Consider the following 17,463-nt stretch of genomic DNA (forward strand, 5'->3'; position numbering starts at 1 on the left):
ATCTGGTGCTGTATAACAGCAAAAGGCCACATAAATCACTCGAACTGATGACGCCAGTGGACTATATTTTACGTGAGAGTAAAAATTGCAATATGTGGTGGACCCATACACCGTGTTGATTTTCAACAAGTAAGAGGCTACTCTTATGGTGTTCATGCATAGGGGAGCCTCACATTGATTACTATCAGGTGGGGCTTTTCTCTGTCTGTCTCCCGCTGAATACCTGAGACACACAGTCTCAAGCACCCGCCGCCATTCTAGCGTAAATACCTCGCGGAATTATGTTTATATATTCCTAAACATTTCTTATCGATGAATGAAAATAATGAAGATATCAATGACAGAATTATTAGCGGTTCACCTATTTATATTTCACGTATAAAAAAACCTGCCCTGAGGCAGGTCTTTTATTATTTCCGATACGCTTACTGCAGCAGAGAAATATCCGCTACCTGCAGGAACAGCTCGCGCAGTTTGGACAGCAGCGTCAGACGGTTGATGCGAACATCTTTGTCTTCAGCGTTAACCATCACGTTCTCGAAGAACTCATCCACCGGCTCGCGCAGGGCGGCCAGCTCAATCAGCGCATCCTGATAGCGGCCTGCGGCGAAGTACGGCTGCAGCTTGTCGCGCAGCACCACCAGATTGCCCGCCAGCTTAATTTCCGCCGCTTCTTTCAGCACCGAAGCGTGAACGATGTCGTTCAGCGTTTCGTCGGATTTCGCCAGGATGTTGGAGACACGCTTGTTCGCCGCCGCCAGCGCGGAGGACTCTTCCAGAGTACGGAAGTGCGATACCGCCTTCATACGCGCATCGAAATCCGCCGGGCGGGTTGGACGACGCGCCAGTACCGCCTGGATAGTGTCGACACCGTAGCCTTCGTCCTGATACCAGGCGCGGAAACGGCCCAGCATAAAGTCGATCACGTCATCGACCACGTTGGCGTTGGTCAGCTTCTCACCGTACAGACGCACCGCTTCTTCAGTCAGCGTTTGCAGATCGAGATTCAGGTTCTTCTCGACGATAATACGCAGGACGCCCAGCGCGGCGCGGCGCAGCGCAAACGGGTCTTTATCGCCTTTCGGGTGCTGGCCGATACCGAAGATACCCGCCAGGGTGTCCATCTTATCGGCAATCGCCACCGCGCAGGCCACCGGGTTAGACGGCAGCGCGTCGCCGGCAAAGCGCGGCTGATACTGTTCGTTCAGCGCCACGGCCACATCTTCCGCTTCGCCATCATGGCGCGCGTAGTGCATCCCCATCACGCCCTGGGTGTCGGTGAACTCGAAGACCATGTTGGTCATCAGGTCGCACTTGGACAGCAGGCCCGCGCGGGTCGCGTGGTTCACGTCAGCGCCAATCTGCTCGGCAATCCAGCCCGCCAGCGCCTGAATGCGATCGGTCTTGTCGCGCAACGTCCCCAGCTGCTGCTGGAACAGCACGGTTTCCAGACGCGGCAGGTTGTCTTCCAGACGTTTTTTACGGTCGGTGTTGAAGAAGAACTCGGCATCGGCCAGACGCGGACGGACTACCTTCTCGTTACCGGAGATGATCTGCTGCGGATCTTTCGACTCGATGTTAGCGACGAAGATAAAGTTCGGCAGCAGCTTACCGGCGTTGTCGTAGACCGGGAAGTACTTCTGGTCGCCCTTCATGGTGTAAACCAGCGCTTCAGACGGCACCGCGAGGAATTTTTCTTCGAACTTCGCCGTCAGCACCACCGGCCATTCCACCAGCGAGGTGACTTCTTCCAGCAGGCTTTCGCTCAGATCGGCTTTACCGCCAATCTTACGCGCCGCCTCTTCCGCATCGGCTTTGATTTTGGCTTTACGCTGTTCGTAATCGGCGATGACTTTACCGCGCTCCAGCAGGATCTGCGGATACTGGTCGGCATGGTCGATGGTGAATTCCGGCTCGCCCATAAAGCGATGGCCGCGGATCACGCGATCGGACGGAATACCGAGGATAGTAGCCGGGATCACTTTGTCACCCAGCAGCAGCGTGACGGTGTGAACCGGGCGCACGAAGTGGACGTCAGACGCGCCCCAGCGCATCAGTTTCGGGATCGGCAGCTTCGCCAGCGAGCTGGCAATCATGTTCGGCAGCAGGGCTTCAGTGCTTTCGCCCTTCACATGGGCGCGATACAGCAGCCACTCGCCTTTGTCCGTGGTCAGACGTTCGGCCTGATCGACGGTGATACCGCAGCCGCGCGCCCAGCCTTCGGCCGCTTTGCTTGGCTTGCCTTCGGCATCGAACGCCTGGGCAACGGCCGGGCCGCGTTTTTCCACTTCGCGATCGGCCTGCGCCGCCGCCAGGTTGGCTACCTTCAGCGCCAGACGACGCGGAGCGGCAAACCATTCCACTTTACCGTGCGCGAGGCCGGCGTTATCCAGCTCTGCGGTCACGTTCGCAGCAAAAGATTCCGCCAGGCTGCGCAGCGCTTTTGGTGGCAGCTCTTCAGTGCCGATTTCCACCAGAAAAGTATTCTCAGACATGGCCGCCTCTTATTTATTCTTGTTGCACATCGGGAAGCCGAGCGCTTCACGGGAAGCGTAGTACGCTTCCGCCACTGCTTTCGTCAGGGTGCGAATGCGCAGGATATAGCGCTGACGCTCGGTGACGGAGATGGCTTTACGCGCATCCAGCAGGTTGAAGCTGTGAGCCGCTTTCAGAATACGCTCGTAGGCCGGCAGCGGCAGCGGGGTCTCCAGCGCCAGCAGCTGCTGGGCCTCTTTCTCATACTGCTCGAAGCAGGAGAAGAGGAAATCGACGTCGGCGTATTCGAAGTTATAGGTGGACTGCTCCACTTCGTTCTGGTGGAACACGTCGCCGTAGGTGGTTTTCCCCAGCGGGCCGTCGCTCCAGACCAGGTCGTAGACGCTGTCGACGCCCTGGATGTACATCGCCAGACGCTCCAGACCGTAGGTGATCTCGCCGGTCACCGGCTTACACTCCAGGCCGCCCACCTGCTGGAAGTAGGTGAACTGCGTCACTTCCATGCCGTTGAGCCACACTTCCCAACCCAGACCCCAGGCGCCCAGCGTCGGGTTTTCCCAGTTGTCTTCGACGAAGCGAATGTCGTGAATGGTCGGGTCCATACCCAGCTCTTTCAGCGACCCGAGGTACAGCTCCTGGATGTTGTCCGGAGAAGGCTTAATCACCACCTGAAACTGATAGTAATGCTGTAAACGGTTCGGGTTTTCGCCATAGCGGCCATCGGTTGGACGACGGGAAGGCTGTACGTAGGCGGTCGCCATCGGCTCCGGCCCTAGCGCGCGCAGGCAGGTCATCGGGTGAGAGGTGCCGGCGCCGACTTCCATGTCCAGTGGTTGAACAATGGTGCAGCCCTGACGAGCCCAGTAATCCTGTAAGGTCAGGATCAGGCCCTGGAAGGTCCTGGTATCAAACTTTTGCATATGATTTCGTGCTGGATACGTGTGGATTTAAAGGAAGGAGTCAGTATACCCGCTGGCTGCGAGATATACAGTACGAAACGGCGTAGTTTCAGGAAAACGGACGAAATTTACGCCAGGTGGGGTCGATTCAGCGCATCGAAAGATGCATAAACTGGCCGTCCGGGTCAAAGGAACAGATGAAACGTTCATTCTTGCCGGTACGGCCCGACAGCTCATAGCTTGCCTGGAATTGTTCAAAATGGTTCACGTCAACTAACTGCGTTTGCGTGTTATAGCGGATAGCGGCCTGGTCCTTGCAAAGCTGCGCCATATTGAGCGTGGTTTGCGGGGTAATACGCGCGCGCTGCGCTTTTTGCGCCGGCGGGGAAACGGTCTCGCTGCAGCCCGCAAGGAGCAGCACCAGCATTATGGAAACGACACCTTTCACCACGTTCTCCTCCACCGCCTTGTTAGCAAGTTGTTATCGTAAATATTCAGTATTACAGGTATTTTGCGAATATCATGAAACAGCGACAAGTCTGTGACCAAAAACTCAGACTAATCTCGTGCGACACCGGGGCATAAGGCGGGTCAGACCTTATTTCGCCAGTAGACTTTGAGGGACGGATGCAAGAAAAGATTCACTGGATCACCAACCTGCGCGGCATTGCCTGCATGATGGTGGTGATGATCCACAGTACCAGCTGGTATATCACTCATCCGCATGCGATTACGCTGCTGCAATGGGATATCGCCAATCTGCTCAATTCCACCTCCCGCGTCAGCGTGCCGCTGTTTTTTATGATCTCGGGCTACCTCTTTTTTGGGGAACGCAGCGCCCAGCCGCGCCACTTCTGGCGGATTGGCCTGTGCATTGCGTTCTATAGCGCGCTTTCTCTGCTGTATATCGCGCTGTTTACCCATATCAACGTCGAGCTGTCGTTAAAGAATGTGCTGCAGAAGCCTGTCTTCTACCACCTGTGGTTTTTCTTTGCTATCACCGTTATCTACCTGCTCTCGCCGCTTATTCAGGTTAAGTCCGTCAGCGGCAAAATGCTGCTGACGCTGATGGCGATCCTCGGCATTCTGGCCAACCCCAATATGGTCGGCGTCAAAGCCGCCGGGATTGAGTGGTTGCCGGTCAACCTCTATATCAATGGCGACACCTTTTATTACGTGCTCTACGGCGTGCTGGGCAGGGCCATTGGCACCCTGAACACGGATAAAAAATGGCTGACCCCGCTCTGCGCCGCGCTGTTCCTCGCCGCCGTGTGGGTCATCTCCCGCGGCACGCTGCATGAGCTGCGCTGGCGCGGGGACTTCGGCGACACCTGGTATCTCTACTGCGGACCGGCGGTGTTCGTTTGCGCGGTCACCCTGCTGACGCTCGCCAAAAACTGGCTTAACGCGCGTCCCCTGCCCGGTATCGAATGTATTGCGCGTCATTCTCTGGGGATTTACGGCTTCCATGCCCTGATTGTACATGCGCTGCGCGCCAGCCATCTGGAACTGAGCCGCTGGCCGCTGCTGGATATTGTGTGGATTTTCAGCGCCGCCCTGCTCGGCAGTCTGCTGCTGTCCGGCCTGGTGCAGCGGGTTGATCGCCGCCGGCTGGTCAGCTAACGGCCCGGCGCACCGGACAACCGGGCGCCTATTCCGTTTTTTGCACCGCGCGGGCGACGCGGGCCCGTTCGGGGGTCGCAGATGCGCCGTATAAGCAGACAAACCACGCCGCGATATAGACGGCTTTTTCATACCAGTCTGCCGGCACATGCCAGGCGCCCACCAGCAGCAGGCCCGCCGACAGCAGCAACACCAGCCGGCATAACGCGATAAATCCGTCGTCCTGCCCCTGCCACCGTCTGGCGCGCTGATGGGCGAGGACGGCAAACATCCCCATCACCAGTACGCCAAGAAAATAACCTTTACCGCTAAACAGCGGGCAGGTCCGCCAGATACCCAGCAGATAAACCAGCGACCCTGCTGCCATCATCCCTCTGGCAATACTGCGTTTTATATTCATCGCTCCTCCCTGTCGACACGCGCTGATTATGACCGAACCGCCCGGCGATGGCGCAGGCCAGGTGCAGCAAAGCTGACATTTCGGAATTAATAAATACGTGTTTTGGATGAATGCAGACTGGACATTCAGGGGAGTAATCCGCCCGGCGCTGCCGGACGGACTGAGGCTATGACATCAGCGGTTTCAGCTGCTGATAAATCTGGCGGAAGGTTTCCCGCTGCGGCGCATAGTGGGCCACTCGGCGATCGTCCGGGCGATGCGCTTGCTCAAGCGGCAGCGGCGTCAACAGCCCGGCGCGGTCGGCTTCGCCGTGCACCGCCAGCTGCGCCAGCCTGGCCGCCCCCAGCGCCGGGCCGACGTCGCCCCCGGTACGGTAATCGAGCTGCTGGCCGCTGATATCCGCCAGCATTTGTCGCCAGTAAGCGCTACGCGCCCCGCCGCCGATAAGGGTGATGCTCTGCGGCTTGATGCCGCAGGCGTGTACCACGTCCATACCGTCCGCCAGCGCATAGCCCACCCCCTCCAGTACTGCCCGCGCCAGCTCTGCCGGCCCATGCTGATGCGTCAGGCCGAAGAAGACGCCCTTGGCCTGCGGGTTGTTGTGCGGCGTGCGTTCGCCCGACAGATAGGGCAGGAACCACACCGGACCGGCGCTCTCGTCGGCTGACTGTGCCGCCGCAATCAGCGCCGGCACGCTGGCGAGACCGGTTAATTTCGCCGCCCAGTCCAGACAGGAGGCCGCGCTGAGCATCACCGACATCAAATGCCAGCGGCCCGGTAGCGCATGACAAAAGCTATGCACCGCGCTTTCAGGCTTGCTGAGGAATCCTTCGCTGACCGCGAAATACACACCTGAAGTGCCCAGCGACAGCATCGCCTGACCGGCATCGGCCATGCCAACCCCGACCGCGCCGGCGGCGTTGTCGCCGCCGCCCCCCACCACCAGCGCCTGTGGCATATTCCACGCCTGCGCCACCTCCGGGCGCAGCTGCCCGGTGACGTCGCTGCCTTCAAACAGGGCCGGCATCGCGTCCCGGTTGAGATCGCAGGCGGCGAGCATCTCATCGCTCCAGTCGCGTCGGGCGACGTCCATCCACAGGGTACCGGCGGCGTCAGACATATCGCTGGCAAGCTCGCCGGTCATCCGCAGACGCAGATAATCCTTCGGCAGCAGCACTTTATCGACCTGGCTGAACACCGCCGCCTCGTGGCGCTGCACCCACAAGAGCTTCGGCGCCGTAAAGCCCGGCATCATCAGGTTGCCGGTGATCTGCCGGGAAGCGCTGACTTTTTCCTCCAGCAGCTGGCACTCTTCGCCGCAGCGGCCGTCATTCCATAAAATGGCAGGACGCAGCACCTGTAACGATTTATCCAGCAGGGTGGCGCCGTGCATCTGCCCGGCGATCCCCAGCGCCTTCACGTCGCGCAGACTATGCTGCGCGCCCAGGGCTTTCATCGCCGTGTCCGTAGCCTGCCACCACTGCTCGGGATCTTGTTCCGACCACAGCGGATGCGGACGCGAGACTGTAAGCTTTTCGGTATGCGATGCCACCACATCACCCTGCTCATTGAGCAGAATGGCTTTGACGCCCGATGTCCCCAGATCGATGCCGATATACATACTCCCTCTCCTTAAACGCGCGCCACGGCTGAGCGTGGCGCGAACAGAGCATCCTGGTGGCGACCCCGGTCACGCCGGGCGCCGCCGCATGATTACTTGTCAAACAGATAATGGTTGACCAGGTTTTCCAGTTGTTCCTGCTGGCCGCTGCGATGCTGCGGCGCCAGCTGATGCTGAACGGCATACTGGGCAATGTCGCTGAGGGTCATCTGCCCGTTCAGGATCTGCTGCCCCAGCTCGCCGTTCCAGCCGGCGTAGCGTTTGGCCACGCGTTTATCCAGTTCACCGTCCTCGATCATCCGCGCCGCGACCTTCAGCGACAGCGCCATGGTATCCATCGCGCCGATATGGCCGTAGAACAGATCATATTTGTCGGTGCTCTGACGGCGCACTTTCGCATCAAAATTGAGGCCGCCGGTGGTGAAGCCGCCCGCTTTGAGAATTTCATACATCACCAGCGCGTTCTCTTCGACGCTGTTCGGGAACTGGTCGGTATCCCAGCCCAGCTGCGGATCGCCGCGGTTGGCGTCGACGGAACCGAACAGCCCCAGCGCGATGGCCGTCGCGATCTCATGATGGAAAGAGTGGCCGGCGAGGGTCGCATGGTTGGCTTCAATGTTCAGTTTAATCTCTTTTTCCAGGCCAAACTGCTTGAGGAAGCCGTAAACGGTAGAGGCATCATAATCATACTGATGCTTGGTAGGCTCCTGCGGTTTGGGCTCGATCAGCAGCGTGCCTTTAAAGCCGATTTTGTGCTTATGCTCCACCACCAGCTGCATAAAGCGGCCAATCTGTTCACGCTCCTGGCGCAGGTCGGTATTCAGCAGGGTTTCATAGCCCTCGCGACCGCCCCACAGAACATAGTTTTCGCCGCCCAGCTGATGGGTGGCATTCATGGCGGTGACCACCTGGGTGGCCGCCCAGCTGAACACTTCCGGGTCCGGGTTGGTGGCCGCACCAGCGCCGTAGCGCGGGTTGGTGAAGCAGTTTGCGGTCCCCCACAGAAGCTTGACGCCGCTCTGCTGCTGCTTCTCCGCCAGTACCTCGACCATCCGGGCGAAGTTATTGCTGTACTCCTTGAGCGAACTCCCTTCCGGCGAGACGTCAACGTCGTGGAAGCAGTAGTAAGGCACGTTGAGTTTATGGAAAAATTCGAACGCCACATCGGCTTTGCGTTTGGCCATCTCCAGGGCGTCGCCAGGCTGCTGCCATGGGCGATCGAAGGAGCCCACGCCAAACATATCGGCGCCATTCCAGCAGAAAGTGTGCCAGTAACAGGCCGCAAAACGCAGATGATCTTCCATCCGTTTGCCCAGCACCAGTTCATCCGGGTTGTAATGACGGAAAGCCAGCGGGTTAGTGGATTTCGGGCCTTCGTAACGAACGCGATCGAGTTGATCGAAATAGGTCTGCATAGAGAACTCCATATTCAGAGATGCGGCGAATAACCAATCAGGTACCCTAAATAATTCGAGTTGCAGGAAGGCGGCAGGAGCGCGAGTCCCCGATAACCAGGGGGCGAAGCAACGAATGTCACCAACACACCTACAACTTGAAGTATGACGGGTTTAAGCCAATATAGAATTTCGCTTTCATTTTCCTCAATTACGTTATTTCACACCGCCATTGAGAGAATCCACAAACGTGCGCTAGCTCGCAAAAAATAATATCTGCTCGTTCTTCTGCCGTCCTGTCAGAGAAGTCCAGTGCAATAATAAGAGTGTGCATGAATAAAATACGATCGCCGTCATAATTTACGCATTAAACGAAATTTCATAACCGCAAAATAAAAACCGGTAATTGCCAGCCCTGCTTTCCGCGTTAAGAATCTGTAACGTATCCGCAACCTCATGTATCAAACATTATTTTCCGTTCGTCTTACCTACCCTTACAAAAAAGGTATCGTTATTATGAAGATAAAGAACCTTTGCCTTACGCTTTGCGCCAGCTCCCTCCTGCTCGCCAGCATGGCGGGGATGGCGAAAGAAGTGAAGATTGGCATGGCCATCGACGATCTGCGTCTGGAGCGCTGGCAGAAAGACCGCGATATTTTCGTCAATAAAGCGGAATCCTTAGGCGCCAAAGTTTTTGTTCAGTCCGCCAATGGCAATGAAGAAACGCAAATGTCGCAAATTGAAAACATGATCAACCGCGGCGTCGATGTCTTAGTCATTATTCCTTATAACGGTCAGGTGCTCAGCAACGTTATTAAAGAGGCCAAACAGGAAGGTATTAAAGTCCTGGCCTATGATCGCATGATTAATAATGCTGATATTGATTTTTATATTTCTTTCGACAATGAAAAAGTCGGCGAAATGCAGGCGCAAAGCCTGGTCGACAAAGTGCCGCAGGGTAATTATTTCCTGATGGGCGGTTCGCCGGTGGATAATAATGCCAAACTGTTCCGCGCCGGGCAGATGAAGGTCCTCAAGCCGTATGTCGATGAGGGCAAAATTAAGATTGTCGGCGATCAGTGGGTTGACGGCTGGCTGCCGGAAAACGCGCTGAAAATAATGGAAAACGCGTTGACGGCGAATAATAACAAAATCGACGCCGTGGTTGCCTCCAATGACGCCACCGCCGGCGGCGCCATCCAGGCCTTAACCGCCCAGGGGCTGGCCGGCAAAGTGGCGATCTCCGGTCAGGATGCTGACCTGGCGGGCGTGAAGCGCATTATTTCCGGTACCCAGACGATGACCGTCTATAAACCGATTACCACCCTGGCCACCAACGCCGCCGAAATCGCCGTTGAGCTGGGCAACGATAAGCAGCCGAAGTCTGACACTACGCTGAATAACGGTTTAAAAGATGTCCCTTCGCGCCTGTTAACGCCAATTGAAGTGAATAAAGAGAATATCGACGCCACGGTGATTAAAGACGGTTTCCATAAAAAGAGTGAACTGTAATGGCTGACGCCCCGCTGCGGGGCGTCATTTTCATCCCGCCGGATATCACTTTTCGGAGTCTTTATGGCCTGGCTACTCGAAATGAAGAACATCACCAAAACCTTCGGCGCCGTTAAGGCCGTGGATAATGTCAGCCTGCGCCTGAACGCTGGCGAGGTGGTCTCGTTATGCGGTGAAAATGGTTCGGGAAAATCGACGCTGATGAAAGTGCTGTGCGGTATCTATCCGCACGGAAGCTATGAGGGGGAGATTATTTTTGCCGGCGAAACGCTGCAGGCAAACCATATTCGCGATACCGAACGCAAAGGCATCGCCATTATTCATCAGGAGCTGGCGCTGGTGAAACATCTCACCGTGCTGGAGAACATTTTCCTCGGCGCCGAGATCTCCCGCCACGGTCTGCTGGATTATGAAACCATGACGCTGCGCTGCCAGAAGCTGCTGGCGCAGGTCAATCTGCCCATTTCGCCCGACACCCGCGTCGGCGACCTCGGCCTCGGTCAGCAGCAGCTGGTGGAGATCGCCAAGGCGCTGAATAAACAGGTTCGCCTGCTGATCCTCGACGAACCGACCGCCTCCTTAACCGAACAAGAGACCGCGACGCTGCTGGCGATCGTTCGCGATCTGCAAAACCACGATATCGCCTGCATCTATATTTCGCACAAGCTCAATGAGGTCAAAGCGATCTCCGATACAATCTGCGTGATCCGCGACGGCCAGCACATCGGCACTCGCGACGCCAGCGGCATGAGCGAAGACGACATCATCACCATGATGGTTGGCCGGGAGCTCACCGCGCTCTATCCCAGCGAACCGCACGCCCACGGCGAGGAGATCCTGCGGGTCGAACACTTGACCGCCTGGCACCCGGTAAACCGTCATATTAAACGGGTCAACGACGTCTCGTTTTCCCTGCGTCGCGGGGAAATCCTCGGCATCGCCGGGCTGGTCGGCGCCGGACGGACCGAGGCGGTGCAGTGCCTGTTCGGCGTCTGGCCGGGGCGCTGGCAGGGGGAGATTTTTATTGATGGCCAGCCGGTCAGCATCACTAACTGTCAGCAGGCCATTGGCCACGGCATCGCCATGGTGCCGGAAGACCGCAAAAAAGACGGTATCGTGCCGGTAATGGCGGTAGGTAAGAACATTACCCTGGCAGCGCTCAGCCAGTTCACCGGCGCGATGAGCAGCCTGGACGACGCCGCCGAGCAGCACTGTATTGAGCAGTCCATTCAGCGATTGAAAATTAAAACCTCCTCGCCGGAGCTGGCGATTGGCCGCCTGAGCGGTGGCAACCAGCAAAAGGCGATTCTGGCCCGCTGTCTGCTGCTTAATCCGCGCATTCTGATCCTCGACGAACCCACCCGCGGCATCGATATCGGGGCGAAGTATGAAATTTATAAACTGATTAACCAGCTGGTGCAGCAGGGCATCGCGGTCATTGTCATTTCATCCGAACTGTCCGAGGTGCTTGGTCTTAGCGATCGGGTGCTGGTCATGCACGAAGGCAGGCTAAAAGCCAATTTGGTTAATCAACATCTGACCCAGGAACAGGTGATGGAAGCCGCGCTGAGGAGCGAACGCCATGTCGAAGAACACGTCGTCTGAAATCAAACTTACTCCAACCGCCCCTACCGCCCTGCCGGCGCTGAAGGGGCTTAACCTCCAGGTCTTCGTGATGATCGCCGCGATCGTCGTCATTATGCTGTTTTTCACCTGGGTTACCGATGGCGCCTACCTGAGCGCACGCAATATCTCCAACCTGCTGCGCCAGACGGCCATCACCGGCATCCTCGCCGTCGGCATGGTGTTTGTGATTATTTCGGCAGAAATCGACCTGTCCGTCGGCTCGATGATGGGGCTTCTCGGCGGCGCGGCAGCGATCTTTGACGTCTGGCTCGGCTGGCCGCTGCCGCTCACCATTCTGGTGACGCTGGTGATGGGCCTGCTGCTCGGCGCGTGGAACGGATGGTGGGTGGCCTATCGTAAGGTTCCCTCGTTTATCGTCACCCTCGCCGGGATGCTGGCGTTTCGCGGCATTCTGATCGGCATCACCAACGGGACCACCGTCTCGCCCACCAGCCCGGCGATGGCGCAGATCGGCCAAAGCTACCTGCCAGATGGCATTGGCTTTGGCATCGGCGTTGTCGGCATGGCGGCGTTCATTATCTGGCAGTGGCGCGGACGGATGCGCCGGCAGGCGTTAGGTCTCGCGACCGCGTCTTCCACCGCCGCCGTTGGCCGCCAGGCCATTACCGCGGTGATTGTGCTGGGCGCAATCTGGCTGCTCAATGACTATCGCGGTGTGCCGACGCCGGTACTGATCCTCGCCGCCCTGCTGCTGGCAGGGCTGTTCATGGCCACTCGTACCGCCTTTGGCCGCCGCATCTACGCCATCGGCGGCAACCTGGAGGCGGCACGCCTGTCCGGGATTAACGTCGAGCGCACCAAGCTGGCGGTGTTTGCCATTAACGGCCTGATGGTCGCCATTGCCGGACTGATCCTCAGCTCGCGCCTCGGCGCGGGGTCGCCCTCGGCGGGCAACATCGCCGAACTGGACGCCATCGCCGCCTGCGTTATCGGCGGCACCAGCCTGGCGGGCGGGATCGGCAGCGTCGCCGGGGCGGTAATGGGGGCGTTTATTATGTCGGCCCTGGATAACGGCATGAGCATGATGGACGTCGCCACCTTCTGGCAATATATCGTCAAAGGCGCCATTTTGCTGCTGGCGGTGTGGATGGACTCCGCCACCAAGCGGCGCGCGTAAGGAAGCGCTCTCTGAAGAATGTCTGAATTCTTTGCGCTACCGCCAAACTTCGCCATAAGGCGCTTGAAATATCTCGGGCATTAGCCGGTAGTGTATACCCAACAGCATTCGGGTTGCAGACGGCGCATCCCGGCCGCGTATCGCGTACGTGGCCGGGGTGAATGAGAAAGCCAGGCCATCGGCAACATCATGAATGAAGGGGTATGACCGGGGTTAGAGCAGGAACATCATCTATGTTTGAAAAGCGTCACCGTATTACGCTGTTATTCAACGCCAACAAAGCTTATGACCGTCAGGTGGTTGAGGGTGTCGGCGAGTATCTGCAGGCCTCCCAGCTGGAGTGGGATATCTTTATTGAAGAGGATTTTCGGGCGCGAATCGAAAACATCAAAGAGTGGTTAGGCGATGGCGTTATCGCCGACTATGACGATCCCGAAATCGAAAAGCTACTGGCCGATGTCAACGTCCCCATCGTCGGCGTCGGCGGCTCTTATCATCAGCCAGAGCAGTACCCGCCGGTCCACTATATCGCCACGGACAACGCCGCGCTGGTGGAAAGCGCCTTTCTTCATCTGAAGGAAAAAGGAGTACACCGCTTCGCGTTTTACGGACTCCCCACCTCCAGCGGTAAACGCTGGGCAGTAGAGCGCGAGTACGCCTTCTGCCAGTTGGTGGCGAAGGAGAAGTATCGCGGCGTGGTCTACCAGGGGCTGGAGACGGCGCCGGAAAACTGGCAGCACGCGCAAAACCGGCTCGCCGACTGGTTGCAAACGCTGCCGCCGCAAACCGGCATCATCGCCGTCACCGACGCCCGCGCCCGCCACGTCCTGCAGGCCTGCGAGCTGCTGCATATCCCGGTGCCAGAGAAACTGTGCGTTATTGGCATCGATAACGAAGAGCTGACCCGCTATCTCTCTCGCGTCGCCCTCTCCTCCGTCGCCCAGGGCACCCGCCAGATGGGTTATCAGGCGGCAAAATTACTCCACCGGCTGCTGAATAACGAGGCGCTCCCGCTGCAGCGCCAGCTGATCCCGCCGATGCGCGTCGTTGAGCGACGCTCCACCGACTACCGGTCGTTAAACGACCCCTCCGTGATTCAGGCGATGCATTACATTCGCAACAACGCCTGCAAAGGCATCAAGGTGGAGCAGGTGCTCGACGCCGTCGGCATTTCACGCTCCAACCTGGAGAAACGCTTTAAAGAGGAAGTGGGGGAGACCATCCACACGGTGATCCACAGCGAGAAACTGGAAAAGGCGCGCAGCCTGCTGGTGTCCACCAGCCTGTCGATCAATGAGATTTCGCAGATGTGCGGCTACCCGTCGCTGCAATATTTCTATTCGGTGTTTAAGAAGGAGTACGACGTGACGCCGAAAGAGTACCGTGACCGGCACAGTGAAGTCATGATGTAGAGAGCAAAGAAAAATGCCCGGGCTTGCGCGCCGGGCATTAATAATGACGTAGATAAGCACATTACATGTGCGCGGCAATTAACCGCTGGTTATCCTGATACATCGCGAAGAGATAGTTGTTGTAGCTCGACCCTTTGGTCGAATACCCCTTCAGCTTATGAATCATGGTGCTGGCCGTTACTTCCTGATCCGCCTTACGCAGCTGCAGGCGCGATTTGCGGAAAGAGGAATAGGCCGGGTGGGTGTTCAGGTTGGTGACGTAAGCCTGTACCGACTGCTCCACCGACTCAAACTGCGAGTAGCCTTTCATCGCGCCGCGGCAGCGACCAGCGCCGCACTTCATGCCGAACAGATTGTTGTTCTCACGCGCCAGCTTAGAGGTACCCCAGCCACTTTCCGCCGCCGCCATGGTCGCAACCATGCTGTTCGGAATAATGTCGACACGCTCAAGCAGCGCGTTCCATGGCACATGACGCGTATTGCCTGACCACTTCACCTTGTAACGCGTCGCGATATCTTTCAGGCGCGCCTTTTCGCTCGGCGACCAGCGAGCATCGTACTGCTTGGAAACAAGCCAGTTACGATCCGCAGTAATCGCCTGATTCTGCTTGGTAATATAAGGCATGACCGTCCGGAGAAACGCTTTTTTCCTTGGTGTTCCGGAAGGGTATTTTCGCAAGTCAGGAAGTGAACTGCTCTTTACACTATTGCGAGAATACTCTTGTTTACTGCTTACCTTAGTACTACTGATCTTCTTAACCGTTGGGGCTTTATGACTCTTTGTTGCTGTGTGCGTTGTTGCCAACACACTACCTGAAAAGACGCAGGTTAGTAACATAAGTATGGCGGCCCCATATCGTCGTATGGGATTCGATATCATCAGGTCTCCTGGTCGGATATATGCATTCCAACACCTTGTTTTTCACAAAAAAACGATAGCTGAATCGCTAATAGTATCAAAAATACGCACTGAGGGCATCAACAGAAATAGTCCAATTCCGAATTGCTGTCATCTGAAATCGGTTTCTGCGCCGCATCGCCAGCGCGAAAATGCTAGCTTCGTCTCATTTTTAGCCTATTTTTTGAGCGGTGTCACTCACCCCTTTTCATCCTCCTGGCAAAACGTCCGCCGGGAGGAGTTCACCCTTGCGGCAACAAGGCACACTAGATAAAAACCGCTCAAGGATCCCGCAATGAAACTCGCTGCGCTTGCCACGTTATTCGTGCCTGGGATGGCCTTTGCCGCCTGGACCACCGCCGACTTCCCTGCTTTCACCGAAGAAGGGACGGGCCGCTTCATCAGCCAGAAAGTGGTTGAGAAGGGTACACGTCCCCTGCAGCTAAATTTTGACCAACAGTGCTGGCAGCCTTCCGGCGGCATTAAGCTCAACCAGATGCTCTCCATGGAACCCTGTCGCGGCACGCCGCCGCAATGGCGCATCTTCCGCCAGGGCCTGTATACCCTGGAGGTGGATACCCGCTCCGGCACGCCGACGATGATGATTTCGCTGGAGGAAAAAGAGGCCAGCGCCGCAGCGCCGCAGATCCGCCAGTGTCCGAAGTGGGATGGAAAACCTCTGACCATCGACGTTAGCAAAACCTTCGCCGAGGGCAGTAAGGTTCGCGATTTTTACAGCGGCAATGTCGCGACCGTCAGCGGCGGCAAAATCACTCTGCAGCCCGCCTTCGGCAGCAATGGCCTGCTGCTGCTTGAGCGCGCCGAGACGGCCGCGCCGGCGCCGTTCGACTGGCACAACGCCACCGTCTACTTCGTCCTGACCGACCGCTTCGTGAACGGTAACCCGGCCAACGACAATAGCTATGGCCGACATAAAGACGGCATGCAGGAGATAGGCACCTTCCACGGCGGCGACCTGCAGGGATTAACCAGCAAGCTGGATTATCTGCAGCAGATGGGGGTCAATGCCCTGTGGATCAGCTCCCCGCTCGAGCAGATCCACGGCTGGGTCGGCGGTGGGACGAAAGGCGATTTCCCGCACTACGCCTACCACGGCTATTACACTCAGGACTGGTCGAAACTGGACGCCAACATGGGGACCGAAGCGGATCTCCGCCGGCTGGTGGATGAAGCGCATAAGCGCGGAATACGTATTCTGTTCGACGTGGTGATGAACCATACCGGCTACGCCACCCTGGCCGACATGCAGGAGTTCCAGTTCGGCTCCCTGTATCTGCAAGGGGATGAGCTGAAAAAAACCCTCGGCGAGCGCTGGACGGACTGGAAGCCCGGCGCGGGCCAGACCTGGCACAGCTTTAACGACTATATCAACTTCAGCGACAAGGCCGGTTGGGAGAAGTGGTGGGGTAAGAAGTGGATCCGCACCGATATCGGCGATTACGACAACCCGGGCTATGACGACCTCACCATGTCGCTGGCCTTCCTGCCGGACCTGAAAACCGAATCGAAGGAGGCGTCGGGCCTGCCGAACTTCTATAGCCATAAACCGGACACTGCGGCGAAGGCGATCCCGGGCTATACGCCGCGCGACTACCTGACCCACTGGCTGAGCCAGTGGGTGCGCGACTACGGCATCGACGGCTTCCGCGTCGATACCGCTAAACATGTGGAGATGGATGCCTGGCAGCAGTTAAAAACCCAAGCCACCGCCGCGCTGGCGGAGTGGAAAAAAGCCAATCCGGATAAAGCGCTGGATGCGGCGCCGTTCTGGATGACCGGGGAAGCCTGGGGACACGGGGTGATGGAGAGCGATTACTATCGCCACGGTTTTGATGCGATGATCAATTTCGACTATCAGGACCAGGCGGCGAAAGCGGCGACCTGCATGGCCAACATTGACCTCACCTGGCAGCAAATGGCGGACAAGCTGCAGAGCTTCAACGTGCTGAGCTACCTCTCCTCACACGATACGAGGCTGTTCCGCGAAGGTGGCACCACGGCGGCAGAGCTGCTGCTGCTGGCCCCTGGCGCCGTGCAGATCTTCTATGGTGACGAGTCGTCGCGCCCGTTCGGCCCCACCGGCTCGGACCCGCTGCAGGGCACCCGTTCAGAGATGAACTGGCAGGATGTTAACGGTAAAGCGGCCCGCAGCGTTACCCACTGGCAGAAGATTGGCCAGTTCCGCGCGCGCCATCCGGCGATCGGCATGGGCAAACAGACAACGCTGTCGATGCCGCGGGGTTACGGATTCGTGCGCGAGAGCGGTGAAGACAAAGTGATGGTCATCTGGGCCGGACAACAGCAGTAATACAGGAGTGGCTCCCTGCCCGGCGGGGAGCCATTCAGAACAATACGCTGATAAAATATCGATTCACAGGATAAAAACAAAAATACCCCTCTTCCCTTCGATTTGCACCACGCTG

General features: G+C 57.5%; 13 protein-coding genes and 1 pseudogene. 7 read left to right on the forward strand and 7 right to left on the reverse strand.

The annotated features are described in order from the left end of the window. A pseudogene (locus ACLH1I_RS20455) lies at positions 1 to 119 on the forward strand (IS481 family transposase); the annotation flags it as partial. Positions 120 to 425: 306 nt separating this feature from the next. On the opposite strand, the gene glyS reads toward ACLH1I_RS20455, so the two are convergent. The 3 genes from glyS to ACLH1I_RS20470 all read right to left on the reverse strand — a co-directional run bounded on the left by glyS (position 426) and on the right by ACLH1I_RS20470 (position 3,843). Next, a complete protein-coding gene (gene glyS / locus ACLH1I_RS20460; RefSeq protein ID WP_004205013.1) occupies positions 426 to 2,495 on the reverse strand; it encodes a glycine--tRNA ligase subunit beta in 2,070 nt (689 codons plus the stop codon). A gap of 9 nt (positions 2,496 to 2,504) precedes the next feature. Beyond that, the gene (glyQ, locus tag ACLH1I_RS20465; protein WP_004205014.1) at positions 2,505 to 3,416 is read right to left on the reverse strand and encodes a glycine--tRNA ligase subunit alpha; all 912 of its coding nucleotides are present in this window, start codon (positions 3,414 to 3,416) and stop codon (positions 2,505 to 2,507) included. A 127-nt stretch (positions 3,417 to 3,543) separates the two neighbouring features. After that, positions 3,544 to 3,843, reverse strand: a complete 300-nt coding sequence (locus tag ACLH1I_RS20470; protein WP_025999219.1) for a YsaB family lipoprotein — start codon at positions 3,841 to 3,843, stop codon at positions 3,544 to 3,546. Positions 3,844 to 4,022: 179 nt separating this feature from the next. On the opposite strand from ACLH1I_RS20470, the gene ACLH1I_RS20475 reads away from it, so the two are divergent. Further along, the gene (locus ACLH1I_RS20475; protein WP_065903773.1) at positions 4,023 to 5,018 is read left to right on the forward strand and encodes an acyltransferase; all 996 of its coding nucleotides are present in this window, start codon (positions 4,023 to 4,025) and stop codon (positions 5,016 to 5,018) included. Positions 5,019 to 5,046: 28 nt separating this feature from the next. Here the strand turns inward: ACLH1I_RS20475 and yiaB are convergent, their stop codons facing one another. From yiaB to xylA, 3 genes are all read right to left on the reverse strand, one after another. Beyond that, positions 5,047 to 5,418, reverse strand: coding sequence for an inner membrane protein YiaB (yiaB, locus tag ACLH1I_RS20480; RefSeq protein ID WP_004205017.1), 372 nt, complete (start codon positions 5,416 to 5,418; stop codon positions 5,047 to 5,049). Positions 5,419 to 5,584: 166 nt separating this feature from the next. Further along, positions 5,585 to 7,039 carry a xylulokinase gene (gene xylB, locus ACLH1I_RS20485; RefSeq protein ID WP_065802746.1) on the reverse strand — a complete coding sequence of 485 codons (1,455 nt, stop codon included), beginning with the start codon at positions 7,037 to 7,039 and terminating at the stop codon, positions 5,585 to 5,587. A 92-nt stretch (positions 7,040 to 7,131) separates the two neighbouring features. Beyond that, positions 7,132 to 8,454, reverse strand: coding sequence for a xylose isomerase (gene xylA / locus ACLH1I_RS20490; RefSeq protein WP_004205019.1), 1,323 nt, complete (start codon positions 8,452 to 8,454; stop codon positions 7,132 to 7,134). Positions 8,455 to 8,949: 495 nt separating this feature from the next. Here xylA and xylF point away from each other — a divergent pair, with 495 nt between their 5' ends. The 4 genes from xylF (at position 8,950) to xylR (ending at position 14,121) form a co-directional block, all read left to right on the forward strand. Continuing rightward, positions 8,950 to 9,945 (forward strand): D-xylose ABC transporter substrate-binding protein, encoded by a 996-nt coding sequence (gene xylF / locus ACLH1I_RS20495; protein ID WP_017900027.1) that lies wholly within the window; start codon positions 8,950 to 8,952, stop codon positions 9,943 to 9,945. Positions 9,946 to 10,008: 63 nt separating this feature from the next. After that, positions 10,009 to 11,550: a xylose ABC transporter ATP-binding protein gene (locus tag ACLH1I_RS20500; protein WP_198080178.1), complete on the forward strand. Its 1,542-nt coding sequence runs from the start codon at positions 10,009 to 10,011 to the stop codon at positions 11,548 to 11,550. Continuing rightward, positions 11,528 to 12,709 (forward strand): xylose ABC transporter permease XylH, encoded by a 1,182-nt coding sequence (gene xylH / locus ACLH1I_RS20505; RefSeq protein WP_017900029.1) that lies wholly within the window; start codon positions 11,528 to 11,530, stop codon positions 12,707 to 12,709. The genes ACLH1I_RS20500 and xylH overlap by 23 nt, the downstream gene beginning before the upstream one ends. A 233-nt stretch (positions 12,710 to 12,942) precedes the next feature. Then, entirely contained in the window at positions 12,943 to 14,121 is a 1,179-nt protein-coding gene (xylR, locus tag ACLH1I_RS20510) for a D-xylose utilization transcriptional activator XylR (protein ID WP_004205023.1), read from the forward strand. Between the two features lie 61 nt (positions 14,122 to 14,182). Here the strand turns inward: xylR and ACLH1I_RS20515 are convergent, their stop codons facing one another. Beyond that, a complete protein-coding gene (locus ACLH1I_RS20515) occupies positions 14,183 to 15,001 on the reverse strand; it encodes a protein bax (protein WP_017900030.1) in 819 nt (272 codons plus the stop codon). Between the two features lie 313 nt (positions 15,002 to 15,314). Between ACLH1I_RS20515 and ACLH1I_RS20520 the strand changes: the two genes are divergently transcribed. Further along, positions 15,315 to 17,348, forward strand: a complete 2,034-nt coding sequence (locus tag ACLH1I_RS20520) for an alpha-amylase (protein WP_048326032.1) — start codon at positions 15,315 to 15,317, stop codon at positions 17,346 to 17,348. Positions 17,349 to 17,463 lie beyond the last annotated feature (115 nt).

It is taken from the genome of Klebsiella sp. 1SOBk10mer (assembly GCF_046602535.1).
Taxonomy (GTDB): Bacteria; Pseudomonadota; Gammaproteobacteria; order Enterobacterales; family Enterobacteriaceae; genus Klebsiella; species Klebsiella quasipneumoniae.

Coding starts and splice junctions, on each gene's coding strand:
- ACLH1I_RS20515 (WP_017900030.1), bottom strand. CDS start 15,001: ATGATATCGAATCCCATACGACGATATGGGGCCGCCATACTTATGTTA.
- ACLH1I_RS20475 (WP_065903773.1), top strand. CDS start 4,023: ATGCAAGAAAAGATTCACTGGATCACCAACCTGCGCGGCATTGCCTGC.
- xylH (WP_017900029.1), top strand. CDS start 11,528: ATGTCGAAGAACACGTCGTCTGAAATCAAACTTACTCCAACCGCCCCT.
- glyS (WP_004205013.1), bottom strand. CDS start 2,495: ATGTCTGAGAATACTTTTCTGGTGGAAATCGGCACTGAAGAGCTGCCA.
- yiaB (WP_004205017.1), bottom strand. CDS start 5,418: ATGAATATAAAACGCAGTATTGCCAGAGGGATGATGGCAGCAGGGTCG.
- ACLH1I_RS20520 (WP_048326032.1), top strand. CDS start 15,315: ATGAAACTCGCTGCGCTTGCCACGTTATTCGTGCCTGGGATGGCCTTT.
- xylA (WP_004205019.1), bottom strand. CDS start 8,454: ATGCAGACCTATTTCGATCAACTCGATCGCGTTCGTTACGAAGGCCCG.
- ACLH1I_RS20500 (WP_198080178.1), top strand. CDS start 10,009: ATGGCCTGGCTACTCGAAATGAAGAACATCACCAAAACCTTCGGCGCC.
- glyQ (WP_004205014.1), bottom strand. CDS start 3,416: ATGCAAAAGTTTGATACCAGGACCTTCCAGGGCCTGATCCTGACCTTA.
- xylF (WP_017900027.1), top strand. CDS start 8,950: ATGAAGATAAAGAACCTTTGCCTTACGCTTTGCGCCAGCTCCCTCCTG.
- xylR (WP_004205023.1), top strand. CDS start 12,943: ATGTTTGAAAAGCGTCACCGTATTACGCTGTTATTCAACGCCAACAAA.
- xylB (WP_065802746.1), bottom strand. CDS start 7,039: ATGTATATCGGCATCGATCTGGGGACATCGGGCGTCAAAGCCATTCTG.